Below are 25,292 nucleotides of genomic sequence, written 5' to 3'. Positions count from 1 at the left end.
CCATAGGAATGCAGGAGCTCAAGAAACCCACGCTTGCGCTCGTTCCAGATCGGGACGGCTGCCGGTCTGGAACCGGGGGCAAGAAGATCAAGGGCGACTTGATAGGGCGAGAACCGCCGCGGCGCAGATCGGAGCACGAGCGCCAGGCTTGTGACCGGCGCGACGGCACCCTTTTCGGAGTGAGACGGCTCTGACCGAGCCGGGCGACGAGCGGAAAGCTGAACCACGTTATCCATTTGCAGCTTCTCCAAAGTTGTCGGTTGCGTTCTGCTTTTCATGAGCATCACTGATGGATCGCCACTCCTGTCCGATCAGCCTGATATAGTCGGATCGGACGCTTTCCGGGTCGAATCTCAGGCCGCAAAGTTCGGTGACCTCTCGAATCATGCCGAGGGCAATTCTGAGATGATCGGGCCATAAATCTGGTGCGTCGTGGCCAGCCTCGTAAAGCAAAGCGGCTGCTGTGTGAGCTGCCCGGCGCGCGGCTTGCGGATCTCCGTCGTAAAAGCCGTCAAGGAGGTCGTTGTTGAACTGATCTGGATCGGCCAGGCGCTCACCGTGCAGTTCTTGCATTCTTTCGATTGAGTAGCCGACTTTAATGAACTGATCCGGGCCACTATCGGCGTTAGCTGAACGCTCCTCATGATCGAGGGATGCGAGATCCTCCAGCGTGACAGGCTGCCCGAACTCGTCGGAGCCGAGTGTGGGGTAGTCGTCGCGAGAGGGCTCGGTGTCGGGCTCGAGCGTGGCGAGAGCGCCATCAGGCGCGCTCTCGCCATCGCTCTCAGAGGTAGCAGAATAAGGCACAGAGACAGTGGTAATAGTAGGCGCGGTGCGCGCGTTCACGCGCGCGCCCGCGCCGTTTACCCTTTCTTCTACTGTGGTGGCCCCTATGGGGGCCAAATCGATGGCCCCTATGGGGGCCACAATTGCCTCATTAGTTTTGGCCCCTATGGGGGCCAAATCATTGTCGCTGTCCTCGCCGTTGAGAAGTGCGTCAATGCTGACCATGCGGAGTTGATAGGTCGTCGCGTTGCGACCGATGGACTTCTTGTTTGACACCTTCTTGGTCTCAGAGATTTCGACCAACCCGGCGCGTTTGAGTTGCTCGATGGCCTCACGCACCTTGCTGCGAGAAGCACCGAGGAGGTCCGCGGTATCCTGCGTTGATCGAAACAGCAGGCCCGTCTTGTCTGCGAAGCAGGCGAAGTCGGTGGCCACGGCGGCAGCAAGATAGGTCATGCTGTTCACATGCTTGCTTCTGCGGGTCACGCCGATGGCGCTGATCACATTCTGTTGCCAGTGGGTGGGCTTGAAAGGTGGGCTGGTCATCAGGCTCGTGCCCCCGCGTCATCAAAGAGGCCACGAACGGCCGCCTCAAGTTCATTGACAAGCTCGTCGCGCACCGCCCGCGCGGTCGCGACCGGATCGGTGCTCCCATGGACGTGAATGTCGCCGATGCTGATCCCCTGGCCGCCCAATTGGCTAACCGGCGTAATGCGACCGACGGAGCCCGGGGTGAAAACCTCGGGCTCATTCTCGCCGACGAGGAACGAGCGCCCGGGGAACACAGGGCCGCCGTGGGCGCGATGGCTCTTGCCTTGGTCGCCGCCCCCCATGAAGGAGTTCCAGGCGTCCCCGGCGGCATTCCATGCCCCGCCTACGGCGCCCGTGGTCGCGTTCCATGCGTCCCCGCCGATCTGTGCTAGCGCGTTGACGAGATCGGTTGCCCATTTCCAGGCGTTTTCAAGCCATCGCGCCATAGACTGGATAGCGTTGGTGAGGGAGATCACCTGTGCAGCGACGCCCGTACCGAGCGTGGTGCCCCATGAGCGCCAGCTTTCGCCGCTCTCGTCGACTGGCCCAAGCAAGCCGGTGATTGCGTTCCACAAGCCGTTGATGCCGTCGAGGACCGGCTGAATAATCGGCATCAGCCCCTTGAAGGTCTCCCCGAAGGCTATGCCCAATTGATCGAGGACCGGCCACACAGGCTCCATCGCGGTCGTGAAGGCCGTCGAGAACGACTGGAAAAACGTGACCAGCCCGCTCCAATTGTTGACGATCCATGTTGCCGCCATGCCGACCGCCGCGCCGATGAAGCCAAGGCGCGAGATCACCGGGAGCAAATTGCGCACAGCGGAGAGCGGCGAGCGCCCAAGGACCAACAGGGCATCGCCCAGGCGGGCGAATATCCCCGGCTGACGACCTGTGGCCTTTGTGACCATCGCCGAGCGCATGGCCAGAGTTTCGAAATAGCCGGCGACGGGCATGGCCGCTAGGCCGACACCCTTGAAGCCGACGCGGAGAAGCGAGAGAGCGCCGCCCTTGCCGATCAGGCCGGCGAAGGTCAGGGCAGCCGCGGCGACCTTAAGCGACACCATGGCCGCGGCAGTGCCGACGATTGCCCTCGTCAGCGTCGGATGCTTGCTGATGAGCTCGGTGATAGGGCCGGTCATGGACGTGATCGCCTCGGCCATGGCCGTCACCGCGGGCACCAAGGTTTCGCCAATTGCGATCTGGATACCCTCGACCGCCGATGCGAGCTTGATGAGGGAGCCGTTGAGTCCTTCCAACTGCTTGGCCGCAATCTCGGCGGCGGTGCCGCCGCTGTTCTCAAGCTCAGTGGTCAGATCGCGAAGGGCGTCCGACCCCTGGGTGACAAGCGCGGTCATGGCCGGGCCGGCGCGCTGACCGAATAGCTCCATCATCAAGCCGGCATCGTCAGAGTGGGGCTCGAGTTGCTGGATAATCTGGTCTAACGGCAGGAGGCTTCCCTCGGCGTCCGTAAAATTCAGCCCGATCTGATCCATCGCCGCCTGTACCTTGGCGGTTGGGTTCAGCATCCGCGTGATCGCGCCGCGGAGGGATGTGCCGGCCATGCTGGCTTGAATACCGGCGTTCCCCATTAGCGAGAGGGCCGCCGCAGCGGTCTCGAAATCGACGCCGGCGGCGCTGGCCATCGGGCCGGCATATTTCATCGCCTCGCCGAGCTGATTGAGATCGGTATTGGCGCTGGTGAAGGCCTTCACGAGAACATCGGTGACCCCGCCGAGCTCGGAAACGTCCTTGTTATAGCCGGTCAGAATATTCGAGACGATATCGGCGGACTGCCCGAGATCGAGCTGTGCAGCCGATGCAAGGTTGAGCGTCGCCGGGAGGGCCTCCATGATGTCATTGGCCTTGAACCCCGCCATCGAGAGGTATTCCATGGCTCCGGCGACCTGCGAAGCCCGAAAGGCGGTAGTGCGACCGAGCTCTTGCGCCTGATCCGACAGCTTGGCGAGTTCCTCGTCGCTGGCCCCCGAGACCGCGCTCACGCGGTTCAGAGCGGTCTCGAAATCAGCCGTGGTGCGGATTGTGTTGCCGATGGTGCGATCAAGAATGTAGTAGCCGCCGACAGCATCGATCAGACGCCCGCGGCTTGCATTGAGCGCGCGATTGTTCTGATCGATTGCGTTGCCAATCCGCGCCTGGCTCATCGCCATGCGCTCGGCGAAATTCGGCCCGCGCTGGCCGCCCGCCGCATTCATGCGGTTGACGGCACTGGTGACCTTCTGCGCCGGCCCCGTCACACGGTCGATAAGCTGGACAACCAGCGATGACATCAGGGTGCTGCTCATTGATTGAACCTGTCGATGTTGATTGAGAGTGCCCGGATGATCGCTGAGGCGTCGACTTGGTGAAGCATCTCAACCTCGGCCTTGGTCAGTTCAGTGAGCTCGACCAGCAGGATCCACCCGATCTCGTCATGGGAGAGGTTGCGACCGAGGCGGCGGATGGTCCAAGCCTGCCGGTTTTGGACCTTTGCCAGCTTGACGGTGGTCAGCTTTTTGAAGCCGACCCGTCGAACCATGCGGCCACGCGACTGAAATGGATGCTTGAGATCAAAGCTCATTGACCACCCCCGCAGTTTCGCCGCATTGGGAGCACCGAAGCCGCCGACCAAGTTTGGCCGGCGGCAGGGCGACCGAGGCAGAATGGCCGCAGGATTGGCATTCAATGCGCCGCGTCACTGCCGCGATGGCGGCGGAAAGGCCTGCGCGCTGGCTAGCCTTAGACGGGCGGGGCCGGGGCGTGTAAAAGCGCCCCGGGATTTCGGCCTCATTCACGTCCATTGAGCCGTGCGAAGCCATCCGCGCCCGACCCCGGGCGCGGTGATAATTCATGCGGGTACTCATCAGGACACCTCCACCTGCAAGATCGCGCAGGCAGATGCTTCCTCCCGCCGAACAACGACCCGGTCCTCCGCCTCAGCGCGGCGGATGAGCCGCTCCTCGACATATTCGAGGCGGAGGCGCTCGACGCCGATCTGCGTCAACGAGCTGAGGCGCTGCTCGTCGGTCAAAACGTCGGGACCGTCCGCCGGGACCAATTCGACAAGCCGCGCCTTGATCTCGTCTTTCATGAGCCAGGCGAAAAACGCGGTCCCGCCGTCGCCGATGAAAGAGTCGCCGTTGAGCTGCATTGAAAGCAGATTGCTCAAGTCGGTTGGATCACGATCGCGGATGCGAGGGTCAATTCCGGGTGCTCCCTGCTCCGCAATCGCATCGACAGATGCCGAGATTTCACGGATCAGGGCGGTGCGGTTCCGTGGCGCGCGGCGCACATGCTCAGCGTCCAGATCGAGCCTCTCGATTTCGGCGCGGACCGATTCAATCGTGTCGCCCTTTTTGAGCTTAGGCTCGACCACCTTGAGGTTGGACAGGTTCTGCTCACGCAGCCAACTGATCAACCTATCGGTGAGCCGCTGGGATGCGCTCCATTTGTCGTTGGCAGCGGCCTGCGACGCGCGATAGCGCTTGAGCTCCTCTTGCTTGAGTTCAAGCTTCTTGCGCTGCTCGTCGACCCGAGATTCATCAGCGCGAGGAGTTGAGCGCAGGAGGTGATTGATCTCACGCTTGATGTTCTCAATCGAACTCACGCGCTCCATAACCTGATCATGAAGCGCTCCCACCCCAGCATTCATGGCGGTGTCGGCGTCGATGCGGTCTTCAATGAATTTGCGCACCGATTTCGGCGCCTGAGCAAGCACCTGCTCGGTCGTAGAATTCAGATTGTGAAGCATTATTTGGCCTCCTCTTCGAGGGTGGCCACGACGCGGTCGATCTCAGACTCTGTGATCAGAGTACGACCCAGCAATTTGGAGAACTTGATCAGTCCCTCATTGCGCAGGCGATAAAGATGAGATCGCGAGATGCCGAGCTCGGCGGCTGCTTCAGCAGGTGAATATGCGCGCCGCTTCCGTGCGGCGCCGCGCCTCGTAACGAGGTAGTCTTCTTCGTGTTCAGAAAGCATTTCTGCCCCCCAATTGACCAATTGACCCTGCGCCCGAGGGCGCGGCGACGTCGCATGTCCATCAATCAATCAAAAATGCCACCGAGGTGGCTGGGCAGACATTTCAAGGCCACCAATGGTGGCTGGGCAGTGACGTTTCTATTTGTCTCCGCCCGAGGCAGGAGTCCAAGCTGCGACAATGCTGGACCACAATGACGTTGCCCGACGCGGGGCCGATGGTCAAGAGGTTAACCGTCGAGCCCATAATCGCCCATCTCACTGGATCAGCCGGCAAAGCTGAGAGCGCCGCCAGGATCAAGGCCCGAGGTTAAGTGGGAACCAAGTGGGGACGGGGCCAAATTCCCGGAAAATATCTATATATTTCAATGGGGAATGGCGGAGAGGAAGGGATTCGAACCCTCGAGACGGTTCCCCGCCTACGCCCTTAGCAGGGGCGCGCCTTCGACCACTCGGCCACCTCTCCGAGAGCGCGTTTAGCCCGAGCGTCCGCGCGATGCAAGGGACTTTGCCGGTTTTCTCCAATTCACCGCCTGAGGCGCCCGGATTGGCCCGCTCGTTGACCGTTTTGGCAAACTTGATCCTGGTCAAGGCATTAGCACCGCAGCTGCGCTCTGCTATGGTTCGCAAACGGGATCACTGAGATGAGCGAAGCGGCCTTTCGCACCGAAGAGCTGACCAAGACCTACGGGTCGGGGGCAACGGCCGTGCACGCCCTTCGCGGCACGACCCTGTCGCTCCCTCGTGGAGAGATGACCGTGCTGCTCGGCCATTCGGGATCCGGCAAATCCACGCTTCTCAACATTCTCGGCGGGCTCGACAAGGCGAGCTCGGGCAAGGCCTTCTTTCGCGATCTCGAACTGACTGCCATGAGCGAGACCAGGCTGACGCGCTACCGGCGTGAGCATGTCGGCTTCGTGTTTCAGTTTTACAATCTCGTGCCGAGCCTGACGGCACGGGAAAACGTGGCGCTGGTCACCGAAATCGCCGGCAACCCGATGAAAGCCGAGGAGGCGCTCGACCGGGTCGGGCTGGGGCCGCGCATGGATCACTTCCCGGCCCAGCTTTCGGGCGGTGAGCAGCAGCGCGTGGCGATTGCCCGCGCCATTGCCAAGCGGCCCAATGTGCTGTTGTGCGACGAACCGACCGGCGCGCTCGACAGCAAGACCGGGGTGACCGTGCTCGAAGCGCTGACCGACATCAACGACGAGTTTGGCACGACGACGGTGGTGATCACCCACAATGCCGAAATCCAGCGCATCGCCCATCGGGTGCTGTTCATGGCCGACGGCAAGATTGTCGACGAGAAAAGCAATGAGCAGCGACTAAAACCCTCCGAGGTGTCGTGGTGAACGAGGTGTCCTGGTGAAGATGCTCGACCGCAAATTGCTGCGCGACTATCGCCGGCTCTGGGCCCAGGCCGCCGCGATCGGGCTTGTGGCGGCGGCCGGCGTGATGACGCTGCTGCTCGGCGTCGGCACCTATCGCGCGCTTTCGGAAACCCGCGCCGCCTATTACGAGCGCTATGGCTTTGCCGACTTGTTCGCCGGGGCAACCCGCGTGCCCAATGGCGTGTTTGACCGGATCGAGGCGATCCCCGGCGTGGCGCGGGCCGATGCACGCATCCAGCAGACAGCGGTTCTCGAGATCGAAGGGATGACGGAGCCGGCAGCCGGTCAGATCCTGACCATTCCCGATGAAGGGGAGTCCGCGCTCAACCGCCTGTTCCTGCAAAAGGGCCGGCTGCCCGACCCCACCCATGCGGGCGAGGTCGTCGTCTCGGAGGCCTTTGCGCTCGCCCATGAATTCGAGCCTGGCGATACGCTGTCGACCGTCATGGGCGGGGTCAAGCGGACCCTCACCATCACCGGTCTCGTGCTCTCGCCCGAGTTCATCTATTCGGTCGGCCCCGGCGATATCCTGCCGGACGACAAGCGCTTCGGCGTCGTGTGGATGCGCTATTCCGATGCGGCAGCGGCTTTCAATCTCACCGGTGCGTTCAACGCGGTCTCGATCAAGCTCGGCAGGAACGCGAACCAGGCGGCCGTGGTCGATGCGATCGACGATATCCTCGAGCCTTATGGCGGGCAGGGGGCCTATGGGCGGGACGAGCAAATCTCCCACGCCTTCCTTGAATCCGAACTCACCGGCCTCGAGGCGATGAGCTATGTGCTGCCGCCGATCTTTCTCGGGGTGGCCGCGTTCCTCGTCAACATGACCCTTTCGCGCCTGATCGCGCTCGAACGCGAGCAGATCGGCCTGTTGAAGGCGCTTGGGTACCGCTCGGCGACCATCGCCTGGCACTATGTGAAGTTCTGCCTGCTGATCGCGGTGGGCGGCACGCTGCTGGGCTGGGCGTTCGGGGCCTGGGCCGCGCGCGGACTTGCTGTGGTCTATGCGGAGTTCTTCAAATTCCCGTTCCTGCTGTTCCAGGACCGGCCCGATGTGTTCGCCATCTCCGGCGCCGCGGCGATTGTTTCGGCGGTGGTGGGAAGCCTGCATGCCGTGCGCCAGACGGTTGCCCTGTCGCCCGCCGTTGCCATGGCCCCGCCGGCACCGGCGGTGTACAAGCGCTTTTTCCTCGACCGCCTCGGGCTCACCCGGCATGTGCCACAGGGCCTGACCATGGCACTGAGGTCGCTGTCGCGTCGGCCCGTGCGTGGCGCGCTGACGGTGTTCGGCATCGCGCTGTCGGGCGGATTGCTTGTCGGTGGTCAATTCTCCGGGGATTCCATGGAGTTCATGATCGATGCGACTTATTTCCGCGCCGATCGGCAACAGGCGAGCCTGGTCTTCGCCAAACCTGTCACCCCCACCGGCCTTGAAAGCGTTCGCCGCCTGCCCGGTGTGATGACGGTCGAACCGTACCGCACAGTGCCGGTCAAGCTCAAAAACGGGCGCAAGCAGAAGCGCGCGGCGATAACCGGCAAACTCGCCAATGCCGATCTCAGCCGGGTCATCGACCTTGATCTCGACCCGGTCGGCCTGCCGGAGAGCGGGCTGGTGCTTTCGGAATTGATGGCCAAGCTGCTCGATGTGGGCCGAGGCGACCGGGTGGAAATTGAGCTGCTCGATGGCAGCGACAAGACCATCTTCCTGCCGGTTTCCGCGATCGTGCAGCAATATATGGGGGTTGGCGCCTATATGGAGATCGGCGCTCTCAACCAGGCCCTTGGCGAGGGCCCTCTGGCGAATGGCGCCTATCTGCGTTTCGACACCCAAAAGACCGATGAGCTCTATTCCGCGGTCAAGGCGCTGCCGGTGATTGCGGGTATCACACTGCAACGGGAATCCCTGAGACTTTTCAGGGAAACCATTGGCGAAAACCTCGGCATCAGCCGCGCCGTCTATGTGCTTTTGTCGGTCGTGATCGTTTTCGGCGTCGTCTACAACTCCATGCGCATCCAGCTATCCGAGCGCGCGCGTGAGCTGGCAAGCCTCCGGGTTCTCGGTTTCACAAAGGCGGAAGTCTCGGTCATCCTGTTGAGCGAACTGATCCTTCTCACCCTGATCGCGATTCCTGTGGGGTGGTTGCTCGGCTACGGCATGGCCGCCGCGGTCTCCGAAGGGCTGACAAGCGAATTGTTCCGCATCCCGCTCTATGTCAGCCCCGCCACATATGCCGAAGCGGCGCTCGTCGTTATGGCGGCCACCGCCGTCTCCGCCTTTGTCGTTCAGCGGCGTGTGTCCGGCCTCGACATGATCGCAGTCCTCAAAACCCGGGAGTAACCCGATGAAATGGCGTCAGATCATCATCGCCGTCCTCGTTGTCGCCGCCATCGGCGCGGGACTGGTCTGGGCGTTCCGCCCACAGCCCATCGGGGTCGATCTCGGCCATGTCGAGCGCGGCACGCTGACGGTGACCGTCAACGAGGAGGGGCTGGTGCGTATCCGCGACCTCTACCAGGTCTCGACACCGGTAACGGGCGACCTGCAACGCATTCCCCTCAAGGTTGGCGATCCGGTCTATGAGAACGAGGTGATCGCCACCATCATCCCCCAGCAATCGGGATTCCTCGACGAGCGCAGCCGCGTGGAAGCGCAGGCATCCATCGGGGCCGCCGAGGCCGCTGTGGGATCCGCCCGGGCCGAACTGGCAGGCGCAAAATCCGACCTCGAATTCTGGCAGGGTGAAATGGACCGCATGAACGCGCTGCTCGAGCGCGAGCTGGTGACGGCCCGCGATGTCGCGCAGACCCGCGCCCAGCTCGAACAGCGCCGGGTGATGGTCGACAATGCCACGGCAGCGCTGTCGATGCGCGAACGCCAGCTTGAACAGGCCGAGGCGCGGCTATTGGGGCCAAACGGGGTGTCCCCGGAACTCAGCCGTTATGAGATCCGCTCGCCCGCCAATGGTGAAATCCTCGAGATTGCCAGCGACAGCTCACGGTCGATCGCCGCGGGCAGCCCTGTGATGTCCATCGGCAATCCCCGTGACCTCGAGGTCGTGGTCGATCTGCTTTCGACCGATGCGGTGCAGGTCACTCCGGGCGCGCCGGCGACCATCGATGGTTGGGGGCGCGATGCGGTGCTTGAAGGCAAGGTGACGCGGATCGAACCGATTGGCTTCACCAAGGTTTCCGCACTCGGCATCGAGGAGCAACGGGTGCGGGTGCATCTCGATATCACGACACCCAAGGAAGAATGGCAGAGCCTCGGCCACCTCTATCGGGTGTTCGTGCGGATCGAGACACAGCGGATCGAGGATGCCTATCTGGTGCCGACGGCAGCGCTGTTCCGCGACAATGACGAATGGGCGATGTTCACGGTCGAGGGCGACACGGCGCATTTGAGGCCGGTGAAACTGGGTCCGCGCAATGCAAACACCGCCGCGCTCGATGAAACCATCGAAGAGGGCACCCCGGTGATTCTGCACCCCAATGACCGCATCGGGGAAGGCAGCCTCGTCGCAGACCGCGCAGCAGCGGAATAGCGGTCAGGCGATGCCGGCGACGGCGCCTGTGCGTCGGAAATCCGCGTGAGCGGACAAGGTGCCGGTTTCGGCGTCCCGCCAACACATCTGGAACGAACCCATGTTCCAGTCCCATTCGGGGCTCGGCGTGAGGGCGATGCCCAGCGCGGTTAGCCCCGCAACGGCGTCGGGTGTCAGCCGGCTTTCAACCTCGAGCCGGTAGTCCTCGGTGAGCGGCAGGGCGCGCGGCGCATCGGAAGCTTCGGGCGGGGTCATGCCGAAATCGAGAATGTTGATCAGCATCTGGGCCACGGTTGCATAGACATTGCCCGGCGTTCCCAGCGACAGGCGGGGCGCGCCATCGCGCATGATGAAGGTATTGCCGACAATCGAGCGCATGCGCGAGCCGGGCACGCGCCAGCCGACGAAATGCGAATTCATCGCTTCGATCGAATGCGAGCCCATCATCACGACACCGCCCACGGCCATGCCGGGAATGCCGCCCGATTGCAGCGAGTTCATCAGCTGGACCCAGTTTCCCTGCCCATCGACGATCGAGATTTCGCAGCTCCCGGCAGGTTGCCGCATGCGCTTGGGAACGCCGGCGCCGGTTTGCGCGACCGGCCCCTGGGTGAGGCGCATATGCTCACTGAGATCGGATTTGGGGCGGCTCTGTTTGAGGAGCCGGGCCATCTGCCGGTGATAATCGGGATCGGTGGCCAGTGCAGCCGGGGATTCGAAGATCTCAGGATCGTGCACAAAGCCGCATAGCTGCTCGGCCATGCGCATGACATGGCCGAGATAGTAAAGATGATCGGCGCCGGAGGGCTCCATCCCGGTTACGCCCAGTTCCCGCATGACGCCAAGCGTGAAGGCGCAGAACACGCCCTGCCGCTCGGGAGGGGAAAGGGTGACGATTTCGTCCGCGCCATGGGCAAACCGCATCGGCTCGTCCCAGCGTGGCGGTACGGCACTCATGTGATCGAGGCGCACCCCCCAGCCGAGATCATTGCCCGCGGCAACGAAGTCGCGCGCCCATTGGCCGGTGGTGAACAGCGACGGCCCTTCCGCCGCCAGTGCCGACAGGGTCTCGGCGAGCGCGGGATTGGCCATGCGTTCTCCGACGGGCACCAGATGACCGTTCGGCATGATCACCGCACGGGAGGAGGGGAAATAGGTCGAGAACGGCATCTCGAAGACATTGACGCCATATTCGAAGCTCGAGACCGGATGGCCGTTTTCGGCCCAGTCGATTGCTGGCGACACGAGCTCTGCCCATTCGCGCGTGCCGAAGCGCTCATGCAGGGCCCCCATGCCCGGCATGAAACCGGGGATAGCAGCCTGCGGCCCGGGCTGGCCCGGCGGGGCGAATCCGCCAACGCCATTGAGGGGCCGGAAGGGGGGCAGATCCGGCGCCAGTGTGCCGGTGGCATTGAGGTAATGCACCTTGCCGGTCGCCGCCTCGTAATAGAGGCAGGTCATCATCCCGGCATGGCTGGTCAGATGCGGCTCGACCGTTGCCTGCGTGATCGCGGCCGCGACCGCCGCATCGGCAGCGTTCCCGCCGGCCTTGAGCACGTCATGTGCAACCCCTGTAACGATCGGATTGCCGGTCGAAACCGCGGCACGCTGGCCGGTGACCATGGGTTTGATGCCCTGATCGGCGATGAAGGAGCCGCTCATTGTCACCTCGTTTTGCCTATTCTCTGGGTTCCATGGCGTCGCGCAGACCGTCGCCGAGGAAGTTGACTGACAGCACGGTCAAAAGGATGCAAAGCCCGGGTGCGATGGCGAGCCAGGGGGCGGTCGAAAGCCATGGGCTGGCCGCGTTGAGCAGATTGCCCCAGCTCGGGGTCGGCGGAAGGATGCCGAAGCCGAGGAAGGAGAGGGCACTCTCGGTCATGATCGCGCTGCCCACGGCAAGGGTTGCGGCCACCGTGATCGGCCCAATCGCATTGGGCAGGATGTGCCGCACGATCAGCCGGGGACCGCTGGCGCCGAGCGCCCGGGCGGCTTCGACGAATTCGCGTTCGCGCAAGGCCAGAAACTGCGAGCGCACCAGACGTGCCGTGCCCATCCATATGAGGCCACCGATAATGCCGACAAGAAGCGGCGGGCTGGGGCGGAACAGGCTCGACAGAAGCAGAACCAGCGGCAAAGGCGGGATCGACAGCATGATATCGGTGAACCGCATCAGGATCGTATCGACCCAGCCGCGATAAAAGCCGGCCAGTGCCCCGATCAGGGTGCCGAGAAAGGTTGCGACCAGCGCGCCGGCCAGCCCGACCGCCAGCGAGACGCGGCCGCCATAGATCAGCCGGGTCGTAGCGTCGCGCCCGAGCTGGTCCGTGCCCAGCCAGTGTTCGGCGTTCATCGGGCCGGGTAGGCCGATGAGATCGTAATCCTGCTGGTCGAACCCGTAAGGCAGCACGAAGGGGCCGAAGACGACGACAATGGCCATGAGGACGAGGAAGCACAGGCCGAACACGGCCGGCTTATGCCGCATGAAGCGTTTGCGGACGCGGCGCCAATAGCTTTGCGGCGGGGCGGTGGTGGCAAGGGTCTCGCCCGCTTCGCGAGTCAGGTCAGCCATAACGAATCCTCGGATCGAGCGCCGCATAGGTCACATCGGCGATGACATTGGCCAGGACGATGCCGAAGGAGCCGAGCATCATCAGGCCCATGAGAATGGGGTAATCGCGCCCGTCCATCGCCTCCATGAACAGCCGGCCAATCCCGGGCCAGGCAAAGACGGTCTCGGTGATCACGGCACCGGAAATGATGGTGGCGAAATCGACCGCGATGACAGTCACGGCAGGGATCATGGCGTTGCGCAGGGCGTGCAGCACAACCACTCCGATCTCGGTGCGCCCCTTGGCATAGGCGGTGCGGATATAGTCCTGGTTGAGAACATCGACCATGCCCGAGCGGATATAGCGGCTCCAGCTCGCAATGATGGCGAAGGACAGGACAGTCGCCGGCATGACGAGATGCCTGAGACGGTCGACTAACGAGCCATCGCCGACGGATTGGTACCCGGCAGAGGGCAACCAGCCGAGCTGCACGGAAAACAGAAGCTGGAACAGCAGCGCCATCCAGAAAACCGGTGTCGAAATGCCGGCAAAGGAAAACAGGGTCAGCCCGGTATCGAGCTTGGAGCCGCGCCGCGTGGCCGAAATGACCCCGAGCGGCATGGCAACGATAAAGGCGAAACCGAGGGCCAGCCCGCTCAATTGCAGCGTCGGGCCGAGGCGGTTGAGAATTTCGCTGAGGACCGGTTTGCCGGTGCGGATGGAATAGCCCCAATCCCCGGCCAGCATGGATTTGAGCCACAGGAAATACTGGACTGGCACCGGCTGATCGAGGCCATAGGCGGTCCGCATCTGCTCGATGGCTTCAGGAGAGACCGAAGGGTTCTCGAGATACATGTCGAGGGGCCCGCCAGGCGCCAGGTGGATAATGGCAAACAGGATCACGGAGATCCCGAGCAGAAGCGGAATGGCGCCGCCGAGGCGGCGCAGGAGATAGGACAGGCTCATCGCGCTTCCTTTCCGGCAAATGGGCCGACGGTGGCTGAGAACGCCGGTGCGCGCATTTCAGAAGTGGGGGACGGACGGGGTCGCGGCATGAGGATATCAAAGACCAGAAAGGGCTGGAACCGGGGACGGGAGAGAGATCCGCCACCCGGCCCAGCCATAGTGTTCGCGCCCGCAGCCCAGCGTGAGGAGAATTGCGGGCGCGGTGGGGTTAGCTCTTGAGGTACCATTCCCCGGTGTGGACGAAATTCGTCATGTTGGTCGGGTTCGGTACGAAGTTGTTGAGCTCCGTAGTCTTGGCAATCGCCGCCGTCAGCAGGAGGAGCGGCAGGGAGGGCAAGTCGTCGACGATGATGTGCTGCATCTTCGAGAACAACTCGTAGCGCTTGGTCTTGTCGAGCGTGTTCTGGAGTTCGGTGAAGACCGCATCGAGCTCTGGGTTGGAATAACCCTGGCCGTTGATGGCGCCGTCAGTGCCCCAGAAAATCGAGTAGTCGGGGTCAGCCGAGGTGATCCAGCGACCGTAATAGAGGTCGTAATCGCCGTTGTAGCGGGCTTCGCGCAGGGCCACGCCGGTCTTGTTGTCCGGAACCGCCTCGATGCCGATCGCCTGAAGCTGGGCCATCATGACCTGCTGCAGGTTTTCATCATCCGCACGGCCGGCCTGAACCATGAAATTGTAGCTCAGCCGTTCGCCATCCTTTTCGCGGATGCCGTCGCCGCCGCGCGCATAGCCGGCATCGTCGAGCATCTTGTTGGCCGCTTCCACGTCGAACGCGTATTCGGGCACCGTGTCGTCATAGAATTCAAACACGGGCACGACCGGCGATTTGATCGGCGAGGGGAAGCCGCCAAGGGTGCGGATCAGCGGATCGCGGTTCATCGCGTGGGCGATGGCCCGGCGGACCGTGACGTCCTGCAGCGACGCCTTGGAGGCGAAGTTGAAGGTCAGGTGATGCCAGGCCAGGAGCGGTGCGTTGATCAGCTCGAGCCCGTTCATGTCGCGGACCTGTGAGGCCTGGGCCAGCGGGGTCTGGACAACGAGGTTGAGCTCGCCCGACCGCAGCTGGGTCATCAGCGTGTTCGAATCCGTGATCATCTTGAACACGATCCGCTCGATATAGGGGAGCTGGTCGCCATTCTCGGCACGACCCCAATAGAGCTCGTTGCGCTCGACCACGACATATTGTCCGGCCTGGTAATCGGTGACCTTGAACGGGCCGGTCCCAAGCGGGGTCTCGTTGAAATCCGAGGTGTTGAGGTCAACGCCTTCGAGATGATGCTTGGGCAGGATGCCGAAGGTGAACAGGGTCGAGGCGAAATCCGGGGCAAGGCCATTGTAATGGCAGATCACCGTGTAGTCGTCCGGCGTCTCGATGCTCTCGATATCCTCGGTGCCGGACTTGGACTCGGCGATGAAATCCGGGTTCTTGACCGCTTCCCAGGTGAACTTCACGTCCGCCGAGGTGAAAGGTTCGCCATCGTGCCATTTGACGTCGTCGCGAAGATGATAGGTGATCGTCATCTTCGAGCCGTCTTCGTTCAGCGTGATGCCGCCATTCTCCAGCGTCGGCACTTCCTTGGCCAGAACCGGCACATAGGATGCGTTTTCATCCGGTGCCAGAAGCCCTTCGAGCACGGTGGCCTGCGCATCACCCAGGAAACCCGTGGAATAGGGGTTCATGGTGTCGATTTCATAGGTCAGGCCGACATTGAGCGTGCCGCCCACCGACTGTGCGGAGGCCGGGAGCACCCGCATCGTCGTCAAAGCGGCGGCACTGACGGCCAGCCCCTTGAGAGCGTCGCGGCGTGTAATCTTAGTGGTCATGATGTCCTCGTCTTGGCTTGGTTATCTTGACTGGTTGGTCGTGGTTGCCGGAGGGTCAGACCCCTCCTCCTGGATTGTCCGGTTTGGCCCGGATTTCTTGGTTCAGTAGCCCGCATCCCGGTTGACGAGATGGGGCAGGGGGTCGCCGCGCTCATGGCGGCGGATCGCCTCGGTCATCTGGGTGACAGCGCTGTCCGCATGGGTCGGCGCGGCGACGTGGGGCGACACCAGAATCTTGGGGTGACGCCAAAAAGGGTGATCGGCGGGCAACGGCTCGGTGCGAAACACATCGAGCGCCGCGCCGGAGAGTTTGCCGCTGTCGAGCGCCGCGATCAGATCGTCGTCGACTATCTGGGCACCGCGGGCCGGATTGACCACGAAGGCCCCGTCGGCCAGCCGGCCCAGAAGCGCTGCGTTGATCAGGTTTTCCGTTTCGGCAGTCAGCGGCAGCAGCGTGACGAGCACATCCGCGCCTTCGACGGCGTCGGCAAGGCCGTCCTGTCCTGAAAACGCCGTGGCGCCGTCGATCTCGCGGCCGGTGCGACTCCACACCCGCGTATGGAAGCCGAAGCGCACGAGATGTTCGACCACCGGACGGCCCAGCGCACCTGCGCCCAAAACGGTGACGGTGCGGTCGCGCGCCAGCTTCTCCTTGAGGGGAGTCCATTCGGTGATCGCCTGCGCCGCTTGATAGGCGCCGAGATTGCGATGCCAGGCGAGGATCTCCGCCAACACCCATTCCGACATGCCAAGCGCAAGTTCCTGATCGACAAGCCGGACAATCGGAACATCCGCCGCGATTTCCGGATTGGCAATCAGATGCTCGACTCCGGCATTCAGGCTTAGAATGGCCTTTATCCCCGGCGTGGCGGCGAAGACGCCGCTCCCCGGTTTGCCGGCAACCACATAGGGTACCGGTTCGGCGTCCTGGCCGGGCGCCTGGGTCAGAATTTCGTAATCAGGAAGCGTGGCGCGAAACCGTTCGGCCAGGGCCTCCGGGTTCCCGCTAGACGCGATCAACAGCCTTTTCATGAAGCCAGCATGCCGCCCGCCGGGGGGCGGAGACAACGCCCGAAAAAATCCGGCTTGTACGCAATTGAACTCATGCAAAATCTTGCGGCGTCAAAACGCAGAATGCCCGGCACAAGGCCGGGCATTCCCGAAAATCAAGTCATTTCAGATTGTTGCAGTGGGTTTATCCAGTTGCTGCGGATTGTACGTTGTATTCCGCCAAGTTGAGCTCGTTGGCGCGGATACAGGCTACATGCTGGTCATCACCAAAGGCCGTCAGCGGTGGCTGGGTCTGGGCGCACGCTTCCACCGCAAACGGGCAGCGGGTCCGGAACACACAGCCCGAGGGCGGGTTGATCGGGCTCGGGGGATCACCCTTGAGCGCGACCCGTTCGCGGCGTGCGTCCGGGTGGGTGACAGGCGCCGCGTCGAGCAGCGCGCGGGTGTAGGGATGCCGGGGCGACGCGTAAAGATCAGCCGCCTTGGCGGTCTCCATGACCTTGCCGAGATAAAGCACGACCACCCGGTCACAAAGATACTCGATCACCGACAGATCGTGACCGATAAACAGGAGGGAGAGGCCCATTTCGCGCCTGAGATCCTGCAGCAGATTGATGATCTGAGCTTGGATCGAAACGTCGAGCGCCGAGACAGGCTCATCGGCGACGATGAATTTGGGATTCACCGCAAGCGCCCGTGCGATACCGATGCGCTGACGTTGCCCGCCGGAAAACTCATGCGGGAAGCGCGGCGCGGCAGTGGCCGGCAGGCCGACCCTGTCGAGCAGGGCGGTGATCCTGTCCTCGCGGTCGGCGCTTGAACCGATGCCGTGCAGGAAGAGCGCCTCTCCGATGATCTCGCGCACGCTCATGCGCGGATTGAGGCTGGCGAACGGGTCCTGAAAGATGATTTGCATGTCCGAGCGCAGCGCTTTCATGCGTTGCGCCTCGAGCCCCACCAGTTCGGTGCCGTTGAACTTGATCGAGCCCGATGTCGGTTCGATTAGCCGAAGGACGGACCGTCCGAGGGTGGTCTTGCCGGAACCGGATTCACCGACCAGCCCGACAACTTCACCCGGCGCGATGTCGAAGCTGACGCCATCGACGGCCTTCACCAGCTGCCCGGGATTGAGCAGTCCCCGGCCCACGGAAAAATGGACTTTGAGGTCGCGGACGGAGAGGAGAGGGTCAACCATTGAGGGCCTCCCAGCGAATGCAGCGCGTCAGATGCGCCTCGGTCACGGTCGCCATGTCCGGCACCGCGGCACGGCACTCATCGACTGCGAAGCCGCAGCGCGGGTTGAAATCGCATCCCCTGGGCGGGAAGCGCGGATCGACAACGCTGCCGGGAATGGCTCTGAGTGGCGTGGCCTCGCCCCGCGCGCGGGCGGCGTGATCGACCTTGGGCAAGCTGTCCATCAGTCCGCGCGTATAGGGGTGGCTCGGATGGTCGAAGAGCTCGGCCGTCGTTGCGGTCTCGACGATCCGCCCGCCATACATCACCGCCACGCGGTCGGCGACCTCGGCCACGACGCCAAGATTATGGGTAATGAACAACACGCCCATGCCGATTTCGCGCTGCAGGCGTCGCATGAGTTCCAGGATTTGCAATTGCACCGTGACGTCGAGCGCCGTCGTCGGTTCGTCGGCGATCAGCAGGGCGGGATTGCAGGCCAGCGCCATTGCGATCATGACCCGCTGGCGCATGCCACCCGACATCTGGTGTGGGTAGACATCGGCGCGCTTGGCGGGATCGGGGATTTCCACGAGATCCAACATCTCGATGGCGCGCGCCTTCGCTGCCGACGCAGACAGATGCTGGTGCAGGCGGGCTGCCTCGGCGATCTGCGCGCCGACCTTCTGGGTCGGATTGAGCGAGGTCATCGGCTCCTGAAAGATCATCGAGATCTCATTGCCCCGGATGCGGCGCATCTCGTTCTCGTTGAGCTTGGCCAGATCGCGGGTCGTTCCGTCCCGGCCCCTGAACAGGATTTCGCCTGCAGCGATCCGCCCGGCTTTCTTCGGCAAAAGCCGCATCACCGAAAGGGACGTCACCGACTTGCCCGACCCCGATTCCCCGACAAGCGCGACGGTTTCGCCGGACCTGACAGTCAGGTCGACGCCCTTGACCGCGCGCAGCGGGCCATCCTCGGTGGTGAACTCGGTGACGAGTCCCGAAACGGTGAGCAGATCGGTCATGTCGTCAGCAATCCCTCGCGCTGCATTTCTTCGGCGATGGCGGTGACGGGCACCGCGCCATAGCTCAAAAGCGTGTCGTGAAAATCAAGCGCACTGCCATCGAAGCGTTTGCGCAATCCCTTGATCGTTTCGGTGCCGAGCCAGTACATCAGCCGCGAACCTGGCAGCATGGCGTTCCGGGTGATTTCTCCGGCCACCCGCTCAGGCGCGAAACCCGCTTCTTCAACGTAGAAGCGCGCGGCGTCGGCCATGCTCCATTCCCCGAGATGCAGCTTGATATCGACCAGCACGCTGGCAGCGTTGCGGCGCTCGAACGTCTTTTGCAGCAACACTTCGCCGGAGGTGTAAAAGCCGTGAGCCTCGAGCATCAGGTCCTGCGCATAGCAGGCCCAGCCCTCGATCAGCGTGCCGGCACCGGTGAAGGCGATACCGAGCGCGCAATCGGTGCCCGCAACCTGGCCCATCAGGGAGTCGGCCTGGCGGGCCCGGGCGTTCTGCGTGTGATGGCCGATCGATCCGTGATGCACCGCATGCACCGATTTCACCATGGCCGTCGAATTGGCCTTCAGGAACGCATCGAGATTACCGCCTTCCGCCGGGGGCGTGACCCAATAGACGCTGGCATCGCCCGGATTGAGGGCAGGGGGTGAGCGGTAGAACAGGAAATAGAGGTGCTTGGAGAGTTCGCGGAAGGCCGGCGACATCCAGCGGTAGTCGAGATCGTATTCCTGGGCCGGAGTGACAAACTCTGCCCCGAGCGCCACGGCCTGCACGTCGAGCATCAAATAGCTTTCGAGCACCGCCTCCGGCGTGTCGGGATGAAGGGCGCTCAAGGCCTCAAGCTCTGCGGCAACCGAACTCTCGGAATCGATCGTTTCGGCCATGGCCTTGGCTTCGTCCCCGAGGCGCCTGAACGCATCTTCCGCCATTTCCACCGCTTCGCGCGGAGAGACTGCGAGCCCGTGTTGCTTTGCCATGATCAGCGACAGGGTCTCTTCGCCGCAAGCCGGGTCGGCATCGTCGAGTTCTTCGATTGCGTCGGCGAACTTGGCGAATGCGCCGGCCGCGGCCCGGCAATCGTCGTCCCACGCGTCGCGATGATATTCATGGCTGCGAATGTCGCCGGCGAGGAAACCCGCCATCGCGCGCGCCTCGTTCTGGGCTCGCACCGTGAGCGCGCGCGAGACTTTTGTCCCCTTGAGCGCATCGGCGGCATCATCGAGCCAGGCAGGCAGGGCGGAAAGCCGGGCGCGGAAACCATCCTCATTGAGGGGCAGGGATTGCGGCAGCAGGAGCGAAACAAGCGAAAACGCGGCTTCACCGCTCATCGACGCCGGGTTGGACGGCTGGCGCGGCTTGTCCATACGGTGCTGCCGCAAGGCGATTTCGCCCTCGACCATCTGTCGGTCAAGCCGGTCGCCGGCGGTCTTGGGCGGTGGCGCATTCTTGAGCTTCGCGGCGAGGGCGGCAAGCGCCTCGCGCTCTTCGGACCGCGCCTCGTCCCCGACGGGCGGCAGCCTACCATCATGGCCTTCTGCGCCCATGAAGGTCGCGTCCACCGGATGGAAGCGCCAGTGATGCTCAAGAAATTCGCGTGTCAGCCTTGTCTGCGGCGTGTCGGTCATAGATCCCCGGTTTCGATATTCACCCAACGGCGCTCATTATGGGCCAGGATGATCGCATCGACGATCTGCTGGCTCATGGCGCCGTCGTAGAAGGTGCACTCCTCGGGGCGGCCTTCAAGGATTTCATCGACAAAATGCCGGACAAGATTGCGGTAGTAGAGTTCCGGCCACGGCGTGTTGAGCGTGGTACCGGGGGGCAGGGCGCTCTCGGGCAGGTCGATCTTCTGGAACTCGACCGCGTCCGCACGCGCCAGCGTCAGGGTTTCGGCAACGCCGAACTCCTCGATCAGCCGCGCGACAGCCGCGCCCTTCGAGCCATAGACCCGAATCTCGACGCCCGGGTAATTGCCGACCGCGATGAAGCTGGTCTGCAAAAGACCCTGGGCACCGTTCTTGTATTCGACCAGCGCAGCGGCTCCATCCTCGACCGGGATGCGCTGCATGCCCTCCTCGCCGCGCACAATACGCTCGGGGATGAAGTTCTTCATCGTTGAGGTCACAGCGCCGAACTCACCGCCGAGCCAGCGCATCAGATCGATAAGATGCGAGCCATAGCCCACGATAGAGGCCGGGATCAGCTTGTCGCGCGGCGTGTCGGGTGCGATCTGGCGCAGCGGCTCTGCCGGATCGAGCCATTGCGAGTTCTGTTCGAACCCGTGGATGTGGAAGATCTCGCCCAGCGTCCCGTCCTCGATCCACTGTTTGATCTGCCGGATGGCCGGCGAATAGCGGAAGGTGAAACCGAGCTTGGTGCGCACGCCCCGCTGTTCGGCGCGCCGCGCCGCATCGAATGCAGGGGCGGCCTGGGTATGCAGGGGCTTTTCGCTCAAGACATGCTTGCCGGCAGCGATAGCGCCTAGAGAGAGCGGCAGATGGGTGTGCGTCGGGGTGCATACATCCACCATCTCGATGTCGGGATCGGCAAACATCTGATCGGGATCGGTATAGACCTTCTTGGCCCCGAACCGTTCGCCCAGCGCCCTGGCCCGGTCGGGCTCGATATCGCAGATTGCCGTCAGCTCCACCTGGGGATGGGCGGCATAGCCCGGCAGATGGGCGCTTTCGGCCCAGTTATGGGCGCCGATCAGCCCCACATGCAAGGTTCGACCAGTGCTCATGGCAGCGCCTTTCCGCATTCGGCCACATAGGCCTCAAGCTCATCGTAATTGTGGAAACCGAGTTCGCGGGTGCCGTCCTCGATCTCATAGATCATCGAATAGAGCTTGTTGTTGAGCCGGGCATCCGCGCCCGATTTCTGGGCATAGGCGATCAGCTTGCCGCTCGAGGAGCGAACCTCGGACTCGCGCTTGCGATAGACGATGTCCCACCAGATCCCCGAGCCCTTTTTCTTGAAATCATGGGTGCGGGTGTTCTGGTCCTTTTTCAGCAGCCAGACGGCATGGGCGATATTGTCGAGCAGCTTCTGCGTGTCGGCGGACGTCTCCGGCTTGTAGTTGGCCGGATCGAAGAAATCGAAGGCCTCGACGGTGATTCCTGACGCTTCCGCGATCTCGAGCGCCTCGCGCACCACTGCTCCGGCGATGCGGGCATAGCGCTCATTGCCGAGGCTTTCGGTGATGTGGGCATCGACAAGGGCAGTGAACACGACCTGGGCCGCATAGACTTCCTTGGCCCAGATCTGGCCCCAGATATTGCTCGATACCTGCACATTGGTCAGCGCTTCGAGCTTCTTGGCGAGCGCTTCGAGGCGAGGGGTGATCTCGCCCGACAGTTCGCCGAGCTGGATCGGCCCCTCATGCACGAACTCGATATAGCCCGGGTCGACGAGCGCGCCGCCGTAATTGGGGATCGAGCCCATGACAATCTTTTCGCCAGGCAGCCCCGCCTCGTCGAGCGCCGCCACCAGGTCCGGTTCGTTGAACCCGTTCTGGAAGGACACTACGGCGCTTTCCGGCGTCAGCAGCGGAATGATCTGCTTGAGCGCTTCGACCGCGTGCTGGGATTTTGTGGCGATCAGCACGGTATCGAGCGGGCCGGTCAATTCGCCGGGCAGGGCGGCCTTGACCGGAATTGTCATTTCACCGCGCACACCGTCGATGAACAGGCCCTTTTCGTTGAGGGCCTGAACATGTTCGGCCCAGCGGTCGACCAGCGTGACGTCGTGACCGGCGCGGCTCATATAGGCGCCTGCAAGGCCGCCAATGGCTCCCGCGCCGAGAATGGTGATGGACATGAATCCTCCGGGGAATCCTTGGGGAAAACGATGCGGCCTCAGGCCGCTTCGCGGAAACGGGCGATGCTCTGCGGGCTCTGTGCGCGTTTGTACAGGGCAGTAACGAAGGCCGGCCATTCGGCCTCGGTGACCGTCTCTCGCACTTTGCGGACAGCCTCGTTGCCACCCCAGTACGAGGCGATAAACGGTCCGCGGAAGGGATGCGAGGCCATGCGCAGCCGGCCCTGGACCCACGCTTCCTGACCCATGCCGGTTTCGCGCAGATAGTGCGCAACCTCGTCGGCGGGCAGGCCCTCGGCCATCAGCATCCAGGCGCCCGAGGTCTGCACCGCCGACTGCAGGGAACGCAATTCGAGATAGACCGCATCATCCGCGTCCTCGATCCAGTCGATCAGCTGGACGCCCTGATCGCCGATTCCTTCCTGCACGCAACCGGTGATCGCGTTTGCGGTAATCAGCAGCGCATCGAGCGGGGCTTCGCCGGCATCGACCGCCGCGCGAGTGGCCAGCAGCTGTGTCGAGTGGCCGGGAAACACCTCATGACACACAAGGTGCTTGAGCGCGGCGCGGGTAAAGGCGAGATCGACATTGAGATCCATCTGGCCTTCGTTGAAGTTGCAGCGAGCGGAAAACGGGATATCCCGCAAGGGGTTGAGCGCCATTGTATAGTCGCCCGTATCGAAGATCCGGTCGGCGGTACGTGCCTTGGCTACGGCCATCAGTTCATCGAAAACGGACTGGATGTCGTCGGTTTCGACCGCCTTGGCCGCCTGCCAGGCCTTCACCCGCTCGGTCAGCGTGCCAGTGCCGAAGCCCGAGGCCGAAAGGTTGCGGTCAAGTCGCTCGCGATGGCCGGCAATGTCTTCCTCGGCAACTCGGCCAACCGGAGCGCCAACCAGGTTGCGGACCTTCTCATCGAATGACGGGGTGCCGCCGGCGAACAGCCGGACCGCGACCTTGAGCGAAGCAACCATGCCTTCAAGGAATGATTTGCGGCCCGATTCCGGCAGCGCAGCGACAGTCGATGTCAGGGCGTCGAGGTCACGGCGCGGCGAGTCCCAATCGGCATAGTCGCGTCCGGGCTCGATATCCTTGCCCATATAGATGGGCACCAGCCCTTCATCGTCGAGCAGCCCGTCGCCCCCGGCATTGCGGCGTTCGAAGGCATCGATGCCCATTGTGATCGCGGTCAGTTCGCGGCCGATGGCGAAATCGTCCATTCCATGTCTCCCGTTTGATTGGCCCGGACCTATCGGTCGAACAGGCCAAGTCCGTTCTTGAATGATTTGAATTCGAGCGCGTTGCCGGACGGGTCCTTGATGAAGAAGGTGCCTTGCTCGCCCGGCTCATTCTCGAAACGAATGTGTGGCTCGAGCAGGAACGCCCAGTTCTCCGCCCTGAGGCGTGCAATCAGCTCGTTCCACTGGGCCCAGGGAAGCACGACACCGAAATGGTGCAGCGGTACCTGTTCACCCGCGACCTCGGTGGTGGCGGGTGAACGTGCATCGGTGTTCACATGGCCGGAAATCTGGTGCCCGAAAAAATCGAAATCGATCCAGTTCGGCGCCTCACGCCCCAATGCACAGCCGAGAACGCGATGGTAGAAATCCCGGGTCGCCTCGATCTCATCAATTGCAAAAGCAAGGTGAAAGGGAGTCATGCGGCATGGCCTCTGTCTGGTTGGGCAGGGTTGCAGGGTCGGCAAAACGCCATCTGGATTGAGGCAAATCGTACCTGCTTGGCACTGCGCGACAAGTCGCATAAAGATTGCCAATCCATGAGATGAACGAATGGACCCCCATATGCCCGGCCGCCTGTTACCCTCACTCAACGCGCTCAGAACCTTCGAAGCTGTCGCCCGCCACAACTCCTTCACCCGCGCAGCGGAGGAGTTGAACGTCACCCAAAGCGCGGCGAGCCGGCTGGTGCGCAGCCTTGAGACCTATCTGGAAATCCGCCTCTTCAACCGCCATTCGCGGCGGATCGAACTGACCGATCAGGGGCGGTTCTATTCAGACTTGGTGAAGGATGCCCTCGACCGAATCGAAGCCGGTACGGTCGAGCTCATCTCAACCCGTGATGGCCGCGGCACGCTGTCGATCGGCATGCTGCCGACCTTCGGTACGCGCTGGCTGGTGCCCCGGCTTTCCTCGTTCCAGGAAACCCATCCCGAGATCAGCCTCAACCTGATTTCGAGTGACGGCGAACTGGATTTCGCCAAAGAGCGGATCGACGTCGCAGTGCGTTTCGGACACGGCAATTGGCCCGATGCGGTGGCCGAGCCGCTGATGTCCGAAGAGATCCAGGTGGTGTGCAGTCCTTCGATCATGGAAGGCGAACATCCGCTTACCGACTATGAGGCGCTCGAGCACCATAGCCTGATCCGGCATTCGACACGGCCCCAGGCGTGGGAGCACTGGTTTCGCGCCGTCGGCATCGCGCCGCAGAACATCAAATGGGGCCCGAGCCTCGAGCACTTCTTCATGGTCGTGCAGGCCGCGATTGCGGGGCTGGGCATCGCGCTGTTGCCGAGTTTCGTTGTCGAAGATGATGTGCGGCGGGGCAATCTGGTCGCGCCGTTCTCGGTCCGCGTCGGCGGGCCTGGCGCTTATTACCTCGTCACCCCGACAGCCAAGGCCGAGCTCCCGCGCGTCCGGGTGTTCAGCCAGTGGTTGCTGTCGCAGGTGCGGTGAGGG

The 25,292-nt window shown here is 62.9% G+C and carries 22 protein-coding genes and 1 tRNA gene; 4 read left to right on the top strand and 19 right to left on the bottom strand.

The genetic code is table 11. The features are described 5' to 3' along the window. The 7 genes from G489_RS22665 to G489_RS0103080 form a co-directional block, all read right to left on the bottom strand. Positions 1 to 236, bottom strand: a 236-nt coding sequence (locus tag G489_RS22665; RefSeq protein ID WP_210162561.1) for a hypothetical protein, incomplete at its 3' end; no start/stop codon positions are given. Next, a complete protein-coding gene (locus G489_RS0103110) occupies positions 229 to 1,332 on the bottom strand; it encodes a helix-turn-helix domain-containing protein (RefSeq protein ID WP_029040282.1) in 1,104 nt (367 codons plus the stop codon). The genes G489_RS22665 and G489_RS0103110, both read right to left, overlap by 8 nt. Next, entirely contained in the window at positions 1,332 to 3,620 is a 2,289-nt protein-coding gene (locus tag G489_RS21565) for a phage tail tape measure protein (RefSeq protein WP_051332249.1), read from the bottom strand. The genes G489_RS0103110 and G489_RS21565 overlap by 1 nt, the downstream gene beginning before the upstream one ends. Then, a complete protein-coding gene (locus tag G489_RS0103100; protein WP_029040281.1) occupies positions 3,617 to 3,895 on the bottom strand; it encodes a hypothetical protein in 279 nt (92 codons plus the stop codon). Before G489_RS0103100 ends, G489_RS21565 begins: the two co-directional genes overlap by 4 nt. Before the next feature lie 282 nt (positions 3,896 to 4,177). Then, the gene (locus tag G489_RS0103095; protein WP_029040280.1) at positions 4,178 to 5,065 is read right to left on the bottom strand and encodes a hypothetical protein; all 888 of its coding nucleotides are present in this window, start codon (positions 5,063 to 5,065) and stop codon (positions 4,178 to 4,180) included. Further along, on the bottom strand, positions 5,065 to 5,295 hold the full coding sequence (locus G489_RS18875; protein WP_035871218.1) for a helix-turn-helix domain-containing protein: 231 nt from the start codon (positions 5,293 to 5,295) through the stop codon (positions 5,065 to 5,067). Before G489_RS18875 ends, G489_RS0103095 begins: the two co-directional genes overlap by 1 nt. 373 nt (positions 5,296 to 5,668) lie before the next feature. Then, a tRNA-Ser gene (locus G489_RS0103080) sits at positions 5,669 to 5,758 on the bottom strand. A 178-nt stretch (positions 5,759 to 5,936) separates the two neighbouring features. Here G489_RS0103080 and G489_RS0103075 point away from each other — a divergent pair. The 3 genes from G489_RS0103075 to G489_RS0103065 are packed head-to-tail and all read left to right on the top strand — an operon-like array spanning position 5,937 to position 10,225. Further along, a complete protein-coding gene (locus G489_RS0103075; protein ID WP_029040279.1) occupies positions 5,937 to 6,644 on the top strand; it encodes an ABC transporter ATP-binding protein in 708 nt (235 codons plus the stop codon). A 19-nt stretch (positions 6,645 to 6,663) separates the two neighbouring features. Further along, positions 6,664 to 9,021, top strand: coding sequence for an ABC transporter permease (locus G489_RS0103070; RefSeq protein ID WP_035871384.1), 2,358 nt, complete (start codon positions 6,664 to 6,666; stop codon positions 9,019 to 9,021). Positions 9,022 to 9,025: 4 nt separating this feature from the next. After that, positions 9,026 to 10,225: an efflux RND transporter periplasmic adaptor subunit gene (locus G489_RS0103065; RefSeq protein ID WP_029040277.1), complete on the top strand. Its 1,200-nt coding sequence runs from the start codon at positions 9,026 to 9,028 to the stop codon at positions 10,223 to 10,225. A gap of 3 nt (positions 10,226 to 10,228) precedes the next feature. Here G489_RS0103065 and G489_RS0103060 read toward each other — a convergent pair whose 3' ends face one another. From G489_RS0103060 to G489_RS0103005, 12 genes are all read right to left on the bottom strand, one after another. Continuing rightward, a complete protein-coding gene (locus G489_RS0103060; RefSeq protein WP_210162560.1) occupies positions 10,229 to 11,887 on the bottom strand; it encodes a gamma-glutamyltransferase in 1,659 nt (552 codons plus the stop codon). A gap of 16 nt (positions 11,888 to 11,903) precedes the next feature. Next, positions 11,904 to 12,797 carry an ABC transporter permease gene (locus tag G489_RS0103055; RefSeq protein WP_029040275.1) on the bottom strand — a complete coding sequence of 298 codons (894 nt, stop codon included), beginning with the start codon at positions 12,795 to 12,797 and terminating at the stop codon, positions 11,904 to 11,906. Continuing rightward, positions 12,790 to 13,743 (bottom strand): ABC transporter permease, encoded by a 954-nt coding sequence (locus tag G489_RS0103050; RefSeq protein ID WP_029040274.1) that lies wholly within the window; start codon positions 13,741 to 13,743, stop codon positions 12,790 to 12,792. The genes G489_RS0103055 and G489_RS0103050 overlap by 8 nt, the downstream gene beginning before the upstream one ends. Positions 13,744 to 13,951: 208 nt before the next feature. Next, positions 13,952 to 15,568 (bottom strand): peptide ABC transporter substrate-binding protein, encoded by a 1,617-nt coding sequence (locus tag G489_RS0103045; protein WP_155889294.1) that lies wholly within the window; start codon positions 15,566 to 15,568, stop codon positions 13,952 to 13,954. A gap of 102 nt (positions 15,569 to 15,670) precedes the next feature. Then, entirely contained in the window at positions 15,671 to 16,588 is a 918-nt protein-coding gene (locus tag G489_RS18870; protein ID WP_162142398.1) for a 2-hydroxyacid dehydrogenase, read from the bottom strand. Positions 16,589 to 16,763: 175 nt separating this feature from the next. Beyond that, on the bottom strand, positions 16,764 to 17,774 hold the full coding sequence (locus G489_RS18865; protein ID WP_051332247.1) for an ABC transporter ATP-binding protein: 1,011 nt from the start codon (positions 17,772 to 17,774) through the stop codon (positions 16,764 to 16,766). Continuing rightward, the gene (locus G489_RS0103030) at positions 17,767 to 18,777 is read right to left on the bottom strand and encodes an ABC transporter ATP-binding protein (protein WP_029040272.1); all 1,011 of its coding nucleotides are present in this window, start codon (positions 18,775 to 18,777) and stop codon (positions 17,767 to 17,769) included. The genes G489_RS18865 and G489_RS0103030 overlap by 8 nt, the downstream gene beginning before the upstream one ends. Then, complete coding sequence (locus G489_RS0103025) at positions 18,774 to 20,402, bottom strand: DUF885 family protein (protein WP_029040271.1); 1,629 nt, start codon at positions 20,400 to 20,402, stop codon at positions 18,774 to 18,776. Before G489_RS0103025 ends, G489_RS0103030 begins: the two co-directional genes overlap by 4 nt. Continuing rightward, positions 20,399 to 21,520: a Gfo/Idh/MocA family protein gene (locus G489_RS0103020; protein ID WP_029040270.1), complete on the bottom strand. Its 1,122-nt coding sequence runs from the start codon at positions 21,518 to 21,520 to the stop codon at positions 20,399 to 20,401. The genes G489_RS0103025 and G489_RS0103020 overlap by 4 nt, the downstream gene beginning before the upstream one ends. Next, positions 21,517 to 22,596 carry a ketopantoate reductase family protein gene (locus G489_RS0103015; RefSeq protein ID WP_029040269.1) on the bottom strand — a complete coding sequence of 360 codons (1,080 nt, stop codon included), beginning with the start codon at positions 22,594 to 22,596 and terminating at the stop codon, positions 21,517 to 21,519. The genes G489_RS0103020 and G489_RS0103015 overlap by 4 nt, the downstream gene beginning before the upstream one ends. 38 nt (positions 22,597 to 22,634) lie before the next feature. Then, positions 22,635 to 23,816, bottom strand: coding sequence for a hypothetical protein (locus tag G489_RS0103010; RefSeq protein ID WP_029040268.1), 1,182 nt, complete (start codon positions 23,814 to 23,816; stop codon positions 22,635 to 22,637). Positions 23,817 to 23,845: 29 nt separating this feature from the next. Continuing rightward, on the bottom strand, positions 23,846 to 24,256 hold the full coding sequence (locus tag G489_RS0103005) for a VOC family protein (RefSeq protein ID WP_029040267.1): 411 nt from the start codon (positions 24,254 to 24,256) through the stop codon (positions 23,846 to 23,848). Positions 24,257 to 24,398: 142 nt separating this feature from the next. On the opposite strand from G489_RS0103005, the gene gcvA reads away from it, so the two are divergent. After that, entirely contained in the window at positions 24,399 to 25,289 is an 891-nt protein-coding gene (gene gcvA, locus G489_RS0103000) for a transcriptional regulator GcvA (protein ID WP_051332265.1), read from the top strand. Positions 25,290 to 25,292: the final 3 nt, after the last annotated feature.

The sequence above is a fragment of the Cucumibacter marinus DSM 18995 genome (genome assembly GCF_000429865.1).
Taxonomy (GTDB): Bacteria; Pseudomonadota; Alphaproteobacteria; order Rhizobiales; family Devosiaceae; genus Cucumibacter; species Cucumibacter marinus.
Note: the sequence above shows the minus strand (reverse complement) of the source record. Positions and strands in the feature narration are given on the sequence as shown.

Bases quoted from the DNA above. Each gene is read 5' to 3' on its own strand.
- G489_RS0103110 (WP_029040282.1), bottom strand. From the start codon at position 1,332: ATGACCAGCCCACCTTTCAAGCCCACCCACTGGCAACAGAATGTGATC.
- G489_RS21565 (WP_051332249.1), bottom strand. From the start codon at position 3,620: ATGAGCAGCACCCTGATGTCATCGCTGGTTGTCCAGCTTATCGACCGT.
- G489_RS0103100 (WP_029040281.1), bottom strand. From the start codon at position 3,895: ATGAGCTTTGATCTCAAGCATCCATTTCAGTCGCGTGGCCGCATGGTT.
- G489_RS0103095 (WP_029040280.1), bottom strand. From the start codon at position 5,065: ATGCTTCACAATCTGAATTCTACGACCGAGCAGGTGCTTGCTCAGGCG.
- G489_RS18875 (WP_035871218.1), bottom strand. From the start codon at position 5,295: ATGCTTTCTGAACACGAAGAAGACTACCTCGTTACGAGGCGCGGCGCC.
- G489_RS0103075 (WP_029040279.1), top strand. From the start codon at position 5,937: ATGAGCGAAGCGGCCTTTCGCACCGAAGAGCTGACCAAGACCTACGGG.
- G489_RS0103070 (WP_035871384.1), top strand. From the start codon at position 6,664: ATGCTCGACCGCAAATTGCTGCGCGACTATCGCCGGCTCTGGGCCCAG.
- G489_RS0103065 (WP_029040277.1), top strand. From the start codon at position 9,026: ATGAAATGGCGTCAGATCATCATCGCCGTCCTCGTTGTCGCCGCCATC.
- G489_RS0103060 (WP_210162560.1), bottom strand. From the start codon at position 11,887: ATGAGCGGCTCCTTCATCGCCGATCAGGGCATCAAACCCATGGTCACC.
- G489_RS0103055 (WP_029040275.1), bottom strand. From the start codon at position 12,797: ATGGCTGACCTGACTCGCGAAGCGGGCGAGACCCTTGCCACCACCGCC.
- G489_RS0103050 (WP_029040274.1), bottom strand. From the start codon at position 13,743: ATGAGCCTGTCCTATCTCCTGCGCCGCCTCGGCGGCGCCATTCCGCTT.
- G489_RS0103045 (WP_155889294.1), bottom strand. From the start codon at position 15,568: ATGACCACTAAGATTACACGCCGCGACGCTCTCAAGGGGCTGGCCGTC.
- G489_RS18865 (WP_051332247.1), bottom strand. From the start codon at position 17,774: ATGGTTGACCCTCTCCTCTCCGTCCGCGACCTCAAAGTCCATTTTTCC.
- G489_RS0103030 (WP_029040272.1), bottom strand. From the start codon at position 18,777: ATGACCGATCTGCTCACCGTTTCGGGACTCGTCACCGAGTTCACCACC.
- G489_RS0103025 (WP_029040271.1), bottom strand. From the start codon at position 20,402: ATGACCGACACGCCGCAGACAAGGCTGACACGCGAATTTCTTGAGCAT.
- G489_RS0103020 (WP_029040270.1), bottom strand. From the start codon at position 21,520: ATGAGCACTGGTCGAACCTTGCATGTGGGGCTGATCGGCGCCCATAAC.
- G489_RS0103015 (WP_029040269.1), bottom strand. From the start codon at position 22,596: ATGTCCATCACCATTCTCGGCGCGGGAGCCATTGGCGGCCTTGCAGGC.
- G489_RS0103010 (WP_029040268.1), bottom strand. From the start codon at position 23,816: ATGGACGATTTCGCCATCGGCCGCGAACTGACCGCGATCACAATGGGC.
- G489_RS0103005 (WP_029040267.1), bottom strand. From the start codon at position 24,256: ATGACTCCCTTTCACCTTGCTTTTGCAATTGATGAGATCGAGGCGACC.
- gcvA (WP_051332265.1), top strand. From the start codon at position 24,399: ATGCCCGGCCGCCTGTTACCCTCACTCAACGCGCTCAGAACCTTCGAA.